The sequence below is a fragment of the Scopulibacillus darangshiensis genome (assembly GCF_004341035.1).
Classification (GTDB): domain Bacteria; phylum Bacillota; class Bacilli; order Bacillales; family Sporolactobacillaceae; genus Scopulibacillus; species Scopulibacillus darangshiensis.
Window position 1 is genome coordinate 149573 of the sequence record NZ_SLXK01000005.1, and the last position, 15243, is coordinate 164815.

General features: G+C 43.2%; 15 protein-coding genes and 1 pseudogene. 7 read left to right on the plus strand and 9 right to left on the minus strand.

The annotated features are described in order from the left end of the window. Positions 1–93 precede the first annotated feature (93 nt). Positions 94–177: pseudogene (locus EV207_RS23400) on the plus strand (YjcZ family sporulation protein); the annotation flags it as partial. Between the two features lie 142 nt (positions 178–319). On the opposite strand, the gene EV207_RS05960 reads toward EV207_RS23400, so the two are convergent. After that, positions 320–616: a YtxH domain-containing protein gene (locus EV207_RS05960; protein ID WP_132744630.1), complete on the minus strand. Its 297-nt coding sequence runs from the start codon at positions 614–616 to the stop codon at positions 320–322. 202 nt (positions 617–818) lie between these two features. Beyond that, positions 819–1859 (minus strand): DmpA family aminopeptidase, encoded by a 1041-nt coding sequence (locus EV207_RS05965; RefSeq protein ID WP_132744631.1) that lies wholly within the window; start codon positions 1857–1859, stop codon positions 819–821. 542 nt (positions 1860–2401) lie between these two features. Between EV207_RS05965 and EV207_RS05970 the strand changes: the two genes are divergently transcribed. After that, entirely contained in the window at positions 2402–3304 is a 903-nt protein-coding gene (locus EV207_RS05970) for a glycerophosphodiester phosphodiesterase (RefSeq protein WP_165886845.1), read from the plus strand. 4 nt (positions 3305–3308) lie between these two features. Here the strand turns inward: EV207_RS05970 and EV207_RS05975 are convergent, their stop codons facing one another. Next, positions 3309–4277 carry an ABC transporter substrate-binding protein gene (locus EV207_RS05975; protein ID WP_424511352.1) on the minus strand — a complete coding sequence of 323 codons (969 nt, stop codon included), beginning with the start codon at positions 4275–4277 and terminating at the stop codon, positions 3309–3311. A 194-nt stretch (positions 4278–4471) separates the two neighbouring features. On the opposite strand from EV207_RS05975, the gene EV207_RS05980 reads away from it, so the two are divergent. The 3 genes from EV207_RS05980 to EV207_RS05990 are packed head-to-tail and all read left to right on the plus strand — an operon-like array spanning position 4472 to position 7364. Further along, on the plus strand, positions 4472–5479 hold the full coding sequence (locus tag EV207_RS05980) for a FecCD family ABC transporter permease (RefSeq protein ID WP_132744637.1): 1008 nt from the start codon (positions 4472–4474) through the stop codon (positions 5477–5479). Beyond that, positions 5476–6525 carry a FecCD family ABC transporter permease gene (locus EV207_RS05985; protein WP_132744639.1) on the plus strand — a complete coding sequence of 350 codons (1050 nt, stop codon included), beginning with the start codon at positions 5476–5478 and terminating at the stop codon, positions 6523–6525. Before EV207_RS05980 ends, EV207_RS05985 begins: the two co-directional genes overlap by 4 nt. Positions 6526–6542: 17 nt before the next feature. Continuing rightward, positions 6543–7364, plus strand: coding sequence for an ABC transporter ATP-binding protein (locus EV207_RS05990; RefSeq protein WP_132744641.1), 822 nt, complete (start codon positions 6543–6545; stop codon positions 7362–7364). Positions 7365–7619: 255 nt separating this feature from the next. Here the strand turns inward: EV207_RS05990 and EV207_RS05995 are convergent, their stop codons facing one another. The 5 genes from EV207_RS05995 to EV207_RS06015 form a co-directional block, all read right to left on the minus strand. Continuing rightward, positions 7620–9014 (minus strand): amino acid permease, encoded by a 1395-nt coding sequence (locus EV207_RS05995; RefSeq protein ID WP_132744692.1) that lies wholly within the window; start codon positions 9012–9014, stop codon positions 7620–7622. 191 nt (positions 9015–9205) lie between these two features. Continuing rightward, a complete protein-coding gene (gene rocF, locus EV207_RS06000; protein ID WP_132744694.1) occupies positions 9206–10105 on the minus strand; it encodes an arginase in 900 nt (299 codons plus the stop codon). 23 nt (positions 10106–10128) lie between these two features. Continuing rightward, entirely contained in the window at positions 10129–10374 is a 246-nt protein-coding gene (locus EV207_RS06005) for a biotin/lipoyl attachment domain-containing protein (protein ID WP_132744643.1), read from the minus strand. Positions 10375–10413: 39 nt separating this feature from the next. Beyond that, positions 10414–11688, minus strand: coding sequence for a Glu/Leu/Phe/Val family dehydrogenase (locus EV207_RS06010; RefSeq protein ID WP_132744696.1), 1275 nt, complete (start codon positions 11686–11688; stop codon positions 10414–10416). Between the two features lie 61 nt (positions 11689–11749). After that, the gene (locus EV207_RS06015) at positions 11750–12952 is read right to left on the minus strand and encodes an ornithine--oxo-acid transaminase (protein WP_132744645.1); all 1203 of its coding nucleotides are present in this window, start codon (positions 12950–12952) and stop codon (positions 11750–11752) included. Between the two features lie 212 nt (positions 12953–13164). On the opposite strand from EV207_RS06015, the gene EV207_RS06020 reads away from it, so the two are divergent. After that, the gene (locus EV207_RS06020; protein WP_132744647.1) at positions 13165–14544 is read left to right on the plus strand and encodes a sigma-54 interaction domain-containing protein; all 1380 of its coding nucleotides are present in this window, start codon (positions 13165–13167) and stop codon (positions 14542–14544) included. A gap of 50 nt (positions 14545–14594) precedes the next feature. Here EV207_RS06020 and EV207_RS06025 read toward each other — a convergent pair whose 3' ends face one another. Continuing rightward, positions 14595–14786: a C4-dicarboxylate ABC transporter gene (locus tag EV207_RS06025; RefSeq protein ID WP_132744648.1), complete on the minus strand. Its 192-nt coding sequence runs from the start codon at positions 14784–14786 to the stop codon at positions 14595–14597. A 326-nt stretch (positions 14787–15112) separates the two neighbouring features. Here EV207_RS06025 and EV207_RS23685 point away from each other — a divergent pair, with 326 nt between their 5' ends. Further along, the gene (locus EV207_RS23685; protein WP_279389173.1) at positions 15113–15241 is read left to right on the plus strand and encodes a hypothetical protein; all 129 of its coding nucleotides are present in this window, start codon (positions 15113–15115) and stop codon (positions 15239–15241) included. The last annotated feature ends 2 nt before the right edge of the window (positions 15242–15243 follow it).

Here is a 15243-nt window from a genome sequence, read left to right on the forward strand (position 1 = left end):
ATATGATGTATTATGTTTGAAAAAGGGGGTGGCAAATTAATGGGCTTCTATGGTGGAGGCGCCGGTGGCGCTGGATGCGGCTGTGGCGGCGGTGGTGGTTATGCCGGCGGTGGATTCGCGCTCATCGTTGTACTCTTTATCTTGTTGATTATTGTTGGTGCGGCTTACGTATACTAACAGCCCGCTTGAAGATGACCCTCTGGACGTATTCAGATAAACTAAAAAACAGGCGAGAGAGAGACTTCTACGCCTGTTTTTTTGGTGCAAAAAAGAGACCAACCTGTGGTCTCTTTTTAACATCATTTGCATTATGTCTGTATTATCTATAAGGCTCTTTTTCTTTACTTGTTATGTTTTGTGCCACTTCCTTAGCTTTTCCAACCAATTGCTGTGATTGATCAGTTAAAGATTTGGCGACCTCAGTTGACTTTTGGAGAACATCCTTTGATTGTCCGCCAAGATCTTTACGAAGTTCCTCACCCGACTTAGGGGCAAGTAAGAGTGCGGAAAACGCACCGATCATACCGCCGACAAATGTTCCAATGATAAAATCCTTAGTATTAATGCTGTTGCTATTGTTGTTTTGATCTTGATCTTGAACTTGTTTTGAACTCATTGAAATATCCTCCTTCTAAATTAATTGCTCTTATCATCTGGGATGGTGAAACATATTTTGTTACTACCCTATATGTTCAAGCGTCAAACATATTTTTCAAAGATAAAGAGCAACTTTACAGTAGTATACCAATCCCTGTCTTATTCGTCTATTTCCCAACAATGGGTTTTGATAAACCACATTGTATTTATCGCCAGATTTGTTATAGCAAGTCCATATAGTTGCATAAGCTCTCAGCTTGCTGCCCGTTCCTCCCTGTTACCGGGTCGGCAGTGACGAGCGCATTAAGCACTGATTCCTCTGTCGCCTCAGCAACAGCGTGAAAGGCCTGATCAATGTCATTTTCATGAATCACATTCAGTGCCAATAAGTCTGAGTGATGATCATGCGGGATATGACCCGCCGTTGAAAAACCAATGGCAATATCGCCACTGCCATTTCCAATAAATGATCCCGTTCGGCTCAGCCCTACTGCTGATCTTTTAATGATTCGGTTAAGCTGGCGGCTACTGACGGGTAAATCCGTAGCTATAATAATGATCACTGACCCTTTTTCCGGCTCCTTATCGTTCCTTCGCCCCATCATCGCGCCAAGCATGTGACCATTCACCATCAAGTCATCCCTTCTGCCAAAATTGGCTAATACGAGCACACCGATTGTATATGTGCCATGGGGGTAATGAAGGACTCGAGAGGCAGTGCCAATCCCGCCTTTTAATCCATAACAAACCATGCCCGTCCCAGCGCCTGCACCGCCTTCTTCAAATGTCTTGTCAGCGCGATTAATGGCAGAAAAAACGTGATCGCGCCGAACGAAGCGTGTGCGAATATCATTTAAAACCATATCATTGCATTCACATACAACCGGATTAACAGTCCCTGTCGATCTGCCGATTTCCGGGTTCCAATGGAGCATATAATCGATCAGTGCTTCTGCACACGTGCCGACGCTAAATGTATTTGTTAAGATAATTGGGGTTTCTAGTGTGCCTAGCTCATTAATTTGTACGAGCCCGATTGATTTTCCGAAGCCATTGAAGACATGTGAGGCGGCTATTAACTTATATTTAAAAAGGTTGCCTTGATAAGGCAGGACTGCGGTAACACCCGTTTGCATATCACCATCACTCAAAGTCACCTGTCCCACTGTTACCCCTTCCACATCAGTAATGGCATTCCTTTCCCCAGGCTGCAAGCGGCCAATTTGGATACCATGGTCACGAATTCTTTTTTTTCGGTGCATCCTTTTCCCCCTTTCTCGCCATTATTCGATAACTATCTTTTTCTTCATCAAATCGTTATTATCCTTCTTAATGTTGTTGGCAGACTGATAAAATAAATAGTTTGGGAGACCAAAAAGATGTGAACATTAGCTGTTTTATCCTCCTAACGACACTGTTATCAATTTCGGGCGGGATAATAGAACTAGGTCTAGCGATTGGAAAACTGCCTCAATTCCGCACTGAAAACATCGGATGATTAGGTCGTATTAACCGTTTTCCCTTTAAAATGTTTTTAATTATCAGAAATAGTCTATAATAAAAACATACTTACCTTAAGTTTTTAAGGTTAATACCCATCCATACCCCCTTTTTTGGAGCCCTTTGCTTACGGCAAAGGGTCTTTTTTATATCCGTACTCATTTTAATAAAACTTGTAAATGTTCCGTCAATATTGTGTAAATGTCATTCACAGTAAAAAGTGTCTATGCTACGATTTCGGTAAAGTCTTAAATCTATTAATCTCTAAGACCTACTATGTATTGGAGGGACACCGATGTTAAAAATGTTGAAAAAGTCCGGTCTTGTTATTGCTGCCTTAATGCTTTCCGTGGTCATGCTAGACAAACAGACACTGGCGAAAACGAGTCGGTCTCTGCTCAATCCACATCACATTTTGGACATTGCCCATCGCGGGGCTTCGGGATATGCACCTGAACATACCCTTGCATCTTATAAAATGGGCGAAAGATTAAAAGGTGATTACGTGGAAATTGATTTACAAATGACGGGTGACGGCAAATTGATCGCCATGCATGATGAAACGCTCGACCGCACAACGAATGGAACGGGTCTTGTCAAGGATTATACGCTTGACGAGATTAAGCAATTAGATGCGGGATCATGGTTCAATGAGAATTACCCGGAAAAGGCAAACCCTGCTTATGTTGGTTTAAAGATCCCTACCCTTGAGGACATCATCGACACCTTTGGCCGCAGTGCGAACTATTATATCGAAACAAAATCCCCCGATGTCTATCCCGGTATGGAAGAAAAGCTGCTTGGCATTCTTAAGAACCATAAGCTGATTGGACCGAACGCTCATTCCGGGAAAGTCATCATCCAGTCATTCAGTAAGGATAGCCTGCTTAAGATCCACAATATGGATAAAAGTATCCCGCTTGTGCAACTCTTATCTTACCATTCAGATGCAGACATTTCTCAGGGAGAAATCGCTGCCATCAAACAGTATGCTGTCGGCGTCGGACCAAATTATAAATATATTGACCGCGACTACGTCCAAAAAGTTCGAAATAACGGTCTTCTCATTCATCCTTATACAGTGAACACCAGAGAGGACATGGAGATGCTATTGGACTGGGGAGTAACAGGCATGTTCACAAATTACCCCGACCTTCTGCACGAAATTATTAAAGGCCAACCTCTCAAGGTTGGCCTCGGGTCTTAATTGTTTATTTACTGTCTTTCAAAAATATTTTTTCTAGGTCATCTAGCACCATGTTGGCTGAGATGACTCCGCCTGATGTATTCCAGACGGCATCACTGACCTGGTAGGCATGGCCCTGTTTCACAGCGCTTAGGTTCTTCCAAAGGGGATCATTCGTCCATTCTTTTTCAGCCTTAGATGCGTTGCCATCACCCGTTTCATAGGTGAAATAGAAGATGTAGTCACCACCCATTTTTGGAATCATTTCTTTCGTAAGATGCTGAGCTGCAAAATCATCTTTATCCTGATTAGCAGGGCGCTTAAAACCAACCTGGCTTAAAATAATGCCGGCAAACGTATCCTTATGATAGATGCGGATATCCGACGGCATAAACCGAACAAGGGATATTTTATTATTCAGTTTATCCCCAAGCTTATCATGCAGCGTTTGCACATGATTATCGTAATCTTGAAGAACTTCTTTTCCCTTGTCTTCTTTACCAACTGCTTTAGCGTAAAGCTTAAAGTTTTCCTTCCAGTCTCCCCGAAGTGTTTCAGAGAAGACAGTCGGAGCAATTTTACTAAGTTGGGGGTATATTTTTTCCTGACGCATTTTGTTGCCAATGATCAGATCCGGATGAAGCTTGGCAATAGCCTCAAGATTAACCTGTGATTCTTCCCCTACAACCTTAACACCTTTCATTTTATCCTTAATATGTTTGTACCACGGATCACCTTCCCAGGATTTAACCGCTCCAACGGGTTTAATGCCCATTGCAAGAAGCGCTTCAGTCGATTCATTTGTCAGGGATACAATTCTTTTGGGATCATTGCCGATTTTCGTTTTGCCCATCGCATGCTTAATGTCATATGTATCCGATGTATTTTTATCACTCTCGGATTTGGATTGATCCGTTCCTTTGCCACACCCAGCTAAAGCTAAAATAACTGCTATAATAACTGAAAACAAAATCAGTTTTTTCTTCATTGTCATTTCCCCCTCTGGAAACCCCACTTGATAATCATTCTCAACCACTATACCCCCTATATTCACAGGTTGTCAACAATAAATGATAATGATTTTCAATGTCATTGACAATCATTATCATTTAAAATAAACTAGACTTATATACTTATAATCTGCATTAAATAGGGGCATCCCCTTATATATAGAAAGGCTGAAGGTGTATGCAGGGGGTATTTCGAAGCAACCTTATTAAAGGGTGCGGCCTTGTGATTTTCATGATTATTGTTTTGATTTGTATGGTTGCAAGTGTCATTTTGGGATTGACACACGTCAATGCCGCTATGGTGATTGATGCCTATACACATTTTGATGGTTCCAACCAACATATCATTATTCGACAAGAACGTGTTCCAAGGGCCTTAATCGGCGCATCCGTTGGTGCAAGCCTAGCGATCGCCGGGGCATTAATGCAAGGGCTGACCCGCAACCCTTTGGCATCACCAAGTATTCTTGGAGTCAATGCCGGGGCAAGCTTTTTTATTGTCATGGCAGTAACATTCTTTGGCATGACATCACTTTCCGGCTTTACCTGGCTTGCTTTTCTTGGTGCTGCCGCAGCATCCGCAGTTGTCTATGGCATCGGTTCGCTTGGACGGGAAGGTCTGACGCCTGTCAAATTGACCTTGGCCGGGGCCGCTATTGCTGCATTATTTTCTTCATTGACCCAAGGGATGCTGTCAACAAATGAAAAATCGCTTGATACCGTACTGTTCTGGCTGGTTGGCTCAATCCAGGGCAGAGACTTGACGCTGCTGCTCGCCGTTCTTCCCTATCTTGTCATTGGCTGGCTGGTATCACTTGTTATTTCGCCAAAAATCAATACACTCATGCTTGGGGAAAACGTCGCGAAGGGACTCGGCCAAAATACAATTATCGTTAAAATGGTTGCAGGGCTTGTCGTTGTTTTTCTTTCAGGAGGATCGGTCGCCATTGCCGGTCCTGTCGGCTTCATCGGCATTGTCATTCCCCATATTGCAAGATGGTTTGTTGGGAATGACTTCCGCTGGCTGATTCCTTATAGCGCAATGCTTGGCGCAACGCTTTTATTGGTCGCAGATATTGCCGCCAGATTTGTGGTAATTCCGAGTGAGGTGCCAGTGGGTGTCATGACGGCCATTGTTGGAACACCATTCTTTATTTACCTTGCACGGAAGGGGGATTTTAAATGAAAAAATACATCCCCGTTCGTTTCAGAAACTTTTCAGTCCTCGCAAGTTCGCGCGCAATTTGGATCACTGTTATCCTAATGGTTTTATTTCTTGTTGTGCTTGTTGTCAGCGTTGGATTGGGAGACATTAAAATTGCTCCTGCGGAGGTTTTTAAATCCTTTTTCGGAACAGGCTCGGATTTGCATAACCTCGTTGTCCGGACCTTCCGATTGCCCAGGATTCTGCTTGCGGCATTTGCCGGAGCAGCACTTGCGGTGGCGGGAGCAATTTTACAAGGTATCATCCGTAATCCGCTGGCATCACCTGACATTATTGGTCTGACAAGCGGCGCGTCATTAACAACGGTCGGATTTCTTGCAATATTCACGACCAGTGACAACGCTTTAACCGTCAGCATCAATTGGCTGCCTCTCGCTTCATTTTTGGGTGCTCTGCTGACCGGTATTTTGGTTTACCGGCTTTCGGAAAAAAACGGCTTGTCACAGTTTAAGATTGTGTTGATCGGGATCGGGCTTGCAGCAGGTGCAGAAGCGGTAACCAACTTAATCATGGTCATGGGCTCTATCTACATTGCCTCAAGAGCAAATATTTGGCTTGTCGGCAGTGTGAATGGGGCGAATTGGCCGGAAGTGGTCATATTAATGATATGGTTTTTCATCTTATTTATCATGGCACTTCTTCTCTCAAGAAGATTGAATATATTAGAGCTGGGTGACACCATCACTGTTAGTGTCGGGAGTTCTACAAGCAAGGATAAGAAAATTTTACTGATCATCAGTACAGCCTTAACAGGCGGTGCGGTTGCATTCGCAGGGGGAATCGGCTTCGTCGGTCTCATGGCGCCGCATATGGCAAGAAAACTGGTTGGTTCAGCTTACGGAGCGCTCATTCCGGTTTCCGCCTTGCTTGGGGCAATGATTGTCATGATTTCCGATCTCATCGGACGGACATTGTTTGCGCCGATTGAGGTGCCTGCAGGTGTTTTTTCAGCAATAATCGGCGCGCCTTATTTTATCTACTTGCTCTATAAGAGCCGGAACATTTAAGTGGAGGGGAAAAATAGATGAGTATTCTTGAGGCCAAAGATTTATCGGTATCGTACGGGGACACCAATATTCTGGATGAATTGAATCTTAAGATACCTAAAGGGAAAATCACCGTTTTCATTGGCAAAAATGGCTGCGGTAAATCAACATTGCTGTCAACCTTTGCAAGAATCACCAAACCAACCAAGGGTTCGATTATTCTCGACGGCAAGAGTATCGCTAAAATATCGACAAAAAAGATTGCCAGGGAACTTGCCCTGTTGCCGCAGGGTCCATCGGCACCAGAGGGCATGAACGTTCTTCAGCTTGTTAAGCAAGGCCGCTACCCTTATCAAAACTGGATGAAGCAATGGTCTCGCGAGGATGAAGAGGCTGTGTCTAAAGCCTTATCTGTGACTGGAACAGCAGAACTTGCTGACCGCCCCGTCGAAGATCTTTCAGGCGGCCAAAAACAGCGTGTCTGGATCGCCATGGTCCTTGCCCAAGATACAGATACGATCCTCTTAGACGAACCGACGACATATCTTGATCTTTCCCATCAAATCGAGATTCTGGATCTGCTTTATGATTTAAATCAAAATGAGAACCGCACGATTGTGATGGTTTTGCACGATTTGAATTTGGCCTGCCGTTATGCTGACCATATTGTCGCTATACAGGATAAACATGTATTTGCCCAGGGTGCCCCCGAAGAGATCATGTCCTGTGACCTTGTTAAAGATGTTTTTGGAATGGATGTTAATATTGTTAATTGTCCATTATTCGGAACACCGATGTGCATCCCATACGGCAAAGGCAGAAATGTTAAAGAGGGCCGCTGTACGGCAGTTGCTTACTAAGATAAGATAAGGGCCAGTCCTGGGTCTTATTACCCCTTATCACCTGAAACACTGCGCCCAAATGGGGAATATCGAACCGGTTGAAGCATAAAGTTTTATGGTACAATAAAGAAAACTTGCCGATTGGCAAGCCTTTGGCGAAGACAGAGGCGTAGTTGCCCTTATGTGCGTCAGAAAGTTATACTTTCTGATTAACCAAAAAAGGACGTGAGGCCCCCGGTCATCAACTAGCCGGGGGCACCCGCGTCCTTCATTCTATTTACCTTCAAAATCATTTATATCAATCTTACACTCTTGCAAAGGAATAACCTTAGTTTTCCGTTTCATTTTATAACCCAACCATAAAATAAAAAACAACGGAATACCAAGATAGGCAGCAACGATTCCACCCCAATCAATATTCTCGCCAAGAAATGCTTGATAGTCTTGGGCGAAGATGACGACAAGACAGACGATAAAGGCAAAGATCGGTCCAAATGGGTACCATTTGGCATGGTATGGCAGCTTGTCCAATGAATAACCCTGGGCAGTGTATGCTTTCCTGAAGCGATAATGGGAGACTGCAATGCCAATCCAAAAGATAAAGCCCGTTACACCAACCGAATTCATCAGCCACACATAAATTTTCCCATCACCGAAAATTGAAGCTAGAAAAGCAAGCATACCGACGAGTGTTGTCGTAACCAGTGCGGCAACGGGAATGCCGCGTTTATTCAATTTGCCAAAGGATCGAGGGGCTTGTCCTTCTTGAGCCATCGCGTATAGCATACGGGCAGATGCATAGAGACTCGAGTTACCGGCAGATAATACAGCTGTCAAAATAATCGCGTTCATAATTGAAGCCGCAAAAGCCAATCCCGCTTTCTGGAAAACAATGGTGAACGGACTGACCATCACATTGTCACTTAGCAGATTATCGTTGGTATAAGGAACGATCAACCCAATGACTAAGATAGCCAGGATATAAAATAACAAAATACGCCAAAAAATACTTCGGACAGCTTTGGGCACATTCTTGCTCGGATTTTCACTTTCCCCTGCTGTGACGCCAACAATCTCTGTTCCCTGAAAAGAAAAACCGGCTGCCAGGAAAATACCTAGGAAAGTGAGAATACTGCCATGAAATGGTGCATCTTGGACCGTAAAGTTTTTAAATCCAATCACTTCTCCACCCATAATGCCAAAAATCATTAACACGCCCACGATGATAAATATAACGACCGTCGCGACTTTAATGAAAGAAAACCAATACTCCCCTTCTCCATAGCCTTTCACGGATAAATAATTTAACAAGAAAATTAATACGAGGAACAGTCCGCTCCATAACAAAGATGGGCTGTCTGGAAACCAAAATTTCATCACAAGTGTTGAAGCGGAAAGTTCTGCAGCAAGAGTCATTGCCCAGCTGTACCAGTAGTTCCAACCCAAAGCAAAGCCCAGCGCAGGATCAATAAAACGGGTTGCATAAGTGCTGAACGATCCGCTTACGGGCATAAATGACGCAAGTTCACCAAGACTCGTCATAACAAAATACACCATAATGCCGATTACCCCGTAGGCGAGCAATGCACCGCCTGGACCAGCCGTATGAATAGCCAAACCGCTGCCGAGAAAAAGCCCTGTGCCGATCGTGCCTCCAAGGGAAATCATTGTTAAATGACGTGATTTTAATTTTCTTTTTAAATGATTGGCAGATTGGCCATGCTCATTATTCTCATCTTTTAATTGCAATTGGTGATTTTCCAAGTTGCATACCACCTTAAAATCTATTTGGCTTTTTATAATCGGGAACGACTCTATTATTATCTTTTACCAGATTGATGTCCTATTAAGGCATTATCTTACAGCAACTTTTCTCCAAATAGGGAGCCGACTAAAGCAACAGCAACAGAAGCTGTTTTGTTTTTATCATCTAATATTGGATTAACCTCAACAAATTCAGCTGATGTAATGATATCTGATTCTGCGAGCATTTCCATCGCTAAATGGGTTTCACGGTAGCTGATGCCGCCATTTACTGGTGTTCCGACACCTGGCGCATCTTGAGGATCAAGTCCGTCTAAGTCAAGGCTTAAATGAACGCCATCTGTCTTTTCAGAAAGATAGGCCATTGCGTCCTGAATGGTTGAAGTCATACCATTGCGGTCAATGTCATGCATCGTGTAAACGCGGACCCCTTTTTCACGAATTAACTCTTTTTCACCATCATCGAGCGCACGCGCTCCAATAATAACGACATTCTCAGGTTTAATTTTAGCTGTCTGACCCCCGATATTTGTTAGATCTGGATGTCCAAGACCAAGGCTGACTGCAAGGGGCATACCGTGGATATTTCCGCTCGGCGATGTTTCAGCTGTATTCAAGTCGCCATGGGCATCGTACCAAATCACCCCGAGATTTTGATAATGCCGGGATACGCCTGCCAGCGTGCCAATGGCAATGCTGTGGTCCCCGCCAAGAACAAGCGGAAACCGCTTGTTCGAGATAATGTCCGCAACGGAGCTTTCCAGTCTGGTATTTGTTGCCGTTACTTCTTTTAAATTTTTTAAGTGGCCGTCTCCACCTTGATCCTTACCAGCTAGATCAACCTTAATATCACCAAGGTCTTCGACATCATAATCTAGAGCTCTTAGTCTCTCCACGATGCCTGCGTAGCGAATGGCGCTCGGTCCCATATCCACCCCGCGTCTTCCTTGCCCTAAGTCCGATGGTGCTCCGATGATTGAAATATCCTTTAACATATCGATCTGCTCCTTATTTTTCATTAATCGCTTCCCGTAATTAGCATGTCATCTTTTATTATCGCAAGGGCCGTATCCATTGTGACTTCTTGACCCGGTTTGATTTCCACTGATACAACAGTTCCGCTGATGCCAATAGAAACTTCCTTTACAACGCCTTCATTTGTGCGAATTGAAAAGAGCCTCTCCCACTCATAAACAAGGGCTGCATCACTTATGAAAATGTCCTCTACTCTTCCATGAAAAGGACTGTAAACGGTTTGATTCATCTCGTTTTCCTCTCTTTCCAAAAAGATCAGCTGTATACCTTATATCCATCCTCTGAATCGTGAGGCTTCCGCAACTTTCTTTATACCAACCATATAAGCTGCTAAGCGCATATCTGCATGATGCGTCTGTGACATGTCATAAACTTTATTAAAAGATTCAACCATCGCTTTGTACAAACGGTTCGCGACTTCTTCCTCGGTCCAATAATACCCTTGGTTGTTTTGCACCCATTCAAAGTATGACACGGTGACACCGCCGGCACTGGCCAAAACATCTGGAACAAGCAGGACACCCCGTTCGGTTAATATCTTTGTTGCTTCCAATGTCGTTGGACCGTTAGCCGCTTCGACAACGATATCAGCCTTAATATTTGCCGCATTTTCTTCGGTAATTTGATTTGAAATGGCAGCCGGAACGAGAATATCACAAGGCAATTCAAGAAGTTCTTTATTCGTTATTGTATTTTTGAACAGATTGGTAACTGTTCCGAAGCTGTCACGGCGATCAAGCAAGTCATCAATATCGAGGCCTTCCGGGTCATACAAAGCGCCATAGGCATCAGAAATCCCAACCACTTTTGCCCCGGCATCATGCATAAATTTGGCCAGATAGCTGCCTGCATTCCCAAATCCCTGAATAATAACTTCTGCACCATTGATCTCTAAATGCCGTTTTTTTGCCGCTTCGCGAATACATATTGTCACACCGGTAGCTGTAGCGGAATCCCTGCCGTGAGATCCGCCAAGTACAACCGGCTTGCCGGTAATAAATCCTGGTGAGTCAAATTCACGGATACGGCTGTATTCATCCATCATCCACGCCATTATTTGCGAGTTGGTAAAAACATCGGGTGCAGGGATATCCTTGGTCGGACCGACAATTTGGCTGATCGCCCTAACATAGCCGCGGCTTAATTGCTCCAATTCCCGAAAGGACATTTCCCTAGGGTCACAAATGATGCCGCCCTTTCCTCCTCCGTAAGGCAAATTAACGATGCCGCATTTTAAACTCATCCACATTGATAAAGCTTTCACTTCCTCGACGTTTACCTGCGGATGAAATCTGACCCCGCCTTTTGTCGGTCCAACGGCATCATTATGCTGGGAACGATAACCGGTAAATATTTTAACTGATCCATCATCCATTTTTACCGGAATGCGGACGGTAAGCAATCTTACCGGCTCTTTTAATAATTCAAATGTCTCATCGGTATAACCGAGATTATCCAGCGCGTTTTTAATAACAGTTTGTGTTGATTTAAAAAGGTTCAGTGACTCCTGCTCTTCCTTTTGCTGCCCACGATCTATTACCATAGTCGCTCCCATGATTCAATTCCACCTCTGTTTTTTAACTATGAATAATATAGTCTAACTATTATTTTGAAAAGACATCGTAAATTTTTGTCAGCGCCCAATCAAGATCCTCTTTTTCAATAACAAGCGGCGGTGCGAATCGAATCACATTTTCATGTGTTTCTTTACAAAGAAGCCCTTCTTGTTTTAGCCTTTCACAGTATGGGCGTGCCGGCTGATACAATTCAACGCCTACGAACAAACCTTTCCCGCGCACCTCTTTAATAATGGGATTGTCAATACCTTTTAACCTTTCCTGGAAGTACTCCCCAAGTTCACGTGACCGCTCCGCGAGATTCTCCTCTTCAATAACTTCTAATGCTGCAACTGAAACCGCTGATGCTAATGGATTCCCCCCGAATGTCGAACCGTGTGATCCAGGGTTAAAGACACTTAAAATATCTTTATTTGCCGCTACGCAGGAAATAGGAAAGACGCCGCCGCCAAGTGCTTTTCCCAAAATATACATATCAGGAACGACATTTTCCCAATCACATGCAAAGGTTTTACCCGAACGTCCAAGACCCGCCTGAATTTCATCTGCAATAAAGAGGACGTTTTCTTTTTTACACACGTCATATGCCTCTTTTAAGAAGCCTTCAGGTGGGAGGATAATCCCCGCCTCACCTTGGATAGGTTCAAGTAAAAAGGCTGCTGTATTTGGCGTGATCGCAGCTTTTAGTGCTTCAATGTCACCGTAAGGGATGAGCTTAATGCCCGGCAGCATTGGGCCAAACCCCTGCTTGTTTTCTGCATCGGACGAAAGCGAGACCGCCGTCATCGTTCTGCCGTGGAAGTTGCCAACGCACGCAATGATGTCACATTGATTTTCAGCGACACCCTTAACATCATATGCCCAGCGGCGCGCTGCTTTAACAGCCGTTTCAACAGCCTCCGCCCCGGTATTCATCGGCAAGATCATTTCTTTGCCGGTCAATTCGGAGACTTTTTGATAAAAAGGGCCGAGCTGGTCGTTATGAAATGCACGGGAGGTTAAAGTAATGCGATCGGCCTGTTTCTTCAATGCCTCAATAATTTTTGGATGCCTATGACCTTGGTTGACTGCCGAATAAGCGCTAAGCATATCCATATATTTATTGCCTTCAGGATCTTTGACCCAAACACCCTCAGCTTCTGAAAGGACAATTGGCAGGGGATGATAATTATTTGCACCATAGTGGTCTGTTTGTTCAATAATATTCTTTGATGTTAATGTTGTAGTCATTTTTATTCCTCCTAAAAAAATTTACTATTTGTTACTCACTACATATATGCAAGTTTTGTGCCAACTTTAAAATGCGATGTATTCGCTTTCTTTTGTAAAAGTAAGCTTGTTTGAGGTGCAAAATATATTGGCATATTCATGGAAATTTGGCGCAAAAAAGTTTTGCAGCGCAGCGTTTTTTTTATTAAAATGTATATGGGGAGGTCTTTTAAATGACAATCAATGAATTGAATATAAATGAACTTTATGAACAGCTTTTGAATGAAATAGATGTGGGCATTCATGTCATAAATGAAAAAGGAAAAACCATTATATACAATAAAAAGATGATGGAAATCGAGTCGATGAAAAGTGAGGATGTCCTTGATAAGGATTTATTGGATGTTTTTACGTTCGGCAAGAATCAGCGCAGCACACTTGTTGAAGCACTTAGGGGGAAAACGGCCAAGCGCGTCAAACAAACATATTTCAACTATAAAGGTAAAGAAATTACAACCATTAACGATTCTTTCCCTATTATAAGGAATGGGAACATCGCGGGGGCCATTGAAATCGCAAAAGATGTGACACAATTGGAACAGGTGATCAAGGAAAACGTCCTCCAAAAACAAAATACGAAGTTTACATTCGACCTTATGATTGGCAAGAACGTTGCTTTTCGAGAAATGATTGAAGAGGCAAAAAAAGCCACCCGCACAGCCTCATCGGTTCTTATTGTGGGAGAAACCGGCACAGGAAAAGAGTTAATAGCACAAAGCATTCATAATGGCAGCAGCCGCTCCCCTGCTCCTTTCATCTCGCAAAACTGTGCTGCCATTCCTGATAATCTCATGGAAAGTTTGTTATTTGGCACAAAAAAGGGAGCTTTTACCGGGGCTTTGGATCGGCCCGGCTTATTTGAACAAGCCGACGGCGGGACACTGCTGTTAGATGAGATCAACTCATTAAACCCTCCATTGCAAGCCAAACTTTTGAGGGCAATACAAGAAAAAACGATCAGAAGGGTCGGTGACACGAAGGATAAAATGGTTGACGTCCGGATTATTGCCACGATCAATGAAGATCCGATCGATGCCGTTTCCCAAAACCGTCTGCGAAGGGATTTATACTATCGGCTAAGTGTTGTGAGTCTATTCATCCCGCCCCTTCGTGATCGTAAGGACGATCTTATGTTATTAGCCGGAAGTTTTATAGAAAAGTATAATTCCTTGTTTCATATGAATGTTAAAAGTCTAAATGAGGAAGTTAAACACTTGCTTTATGACCATGATTGGCCGGGGAATGTGAGGGAACTCGAACATATTATAGAAGGCACCATGAATTTAGTTGTTGACGAGGAAACAATCACGGTATCGAAGCTGCCCTTTCGCTTTCGCAACCAGGCACGAAAAACGGACAGCCCTGCAGATATTGGCATTCAAATTGCACAAACCGAATTCCAAACAAAAACCTTAAAAGAAAAGATCCGGGAAGTTGAGAGGCATTATATTCAGCAAATTCTTGAGGAAAGCAATCACAATATTTCCAAAGCCGCCAAAAAACTTGGCCTCAGCAGACAGAGTTTGCAATACCGACTAAAAAAATTTAAATAAAAAAGGGGTCATAAAAAGGGGTCAGACCCCTTGAGGTCTGACCCCTGCCCTTATAAGAAATAAACTAATAATAAAGCAATGACACCAAGCACAATGGCACTCCAAGCAGGTGCTTTTTTAATTCCAAACAAACCAATAATACCAAGAATCGCTCCGCTTAGTCCAAGTGTAACCGGGTAGACAAAGAATCCTACGACAGCAGCAATAATTCCTAACCAACTGATCCATTCTAACGCTTTCATTTTCCCACACCCCCATAGATCTGTTAATAAAATAGCCATTTTCATAAATCGAGTCATGGTATTCCATCATCTTTATCAGTATTTTATGAGGGAGATTTGAAAAGGTGAATTTAAGTTGACTTGCAACTGCTTTATGGCTTTATCCCATGCTTTAATATCACTCGTGTGGTTATGGATACCTTTTTTCCTAAATAAGATATAGAATAAATAATAAGGGAATAGTTCTTAAACCCCTTTTACTCACAACGGAAATTTTTCCGCTTACATTAAAGAAAAGAACAAAATGGATCTCAGGCAAGGGACCCGACAACTAGGAGGCTTTCTCCATGGATTTATTAAATACTTTTGGTGCTTACAGTTTACCCGGATTATTCATAGGACTAACCGAAGAAGCAATTTGGATGAAAATTGGCAAACGCCTTCATTTATTTCGGAATTTGAAGGTGTTTTTCTAGCT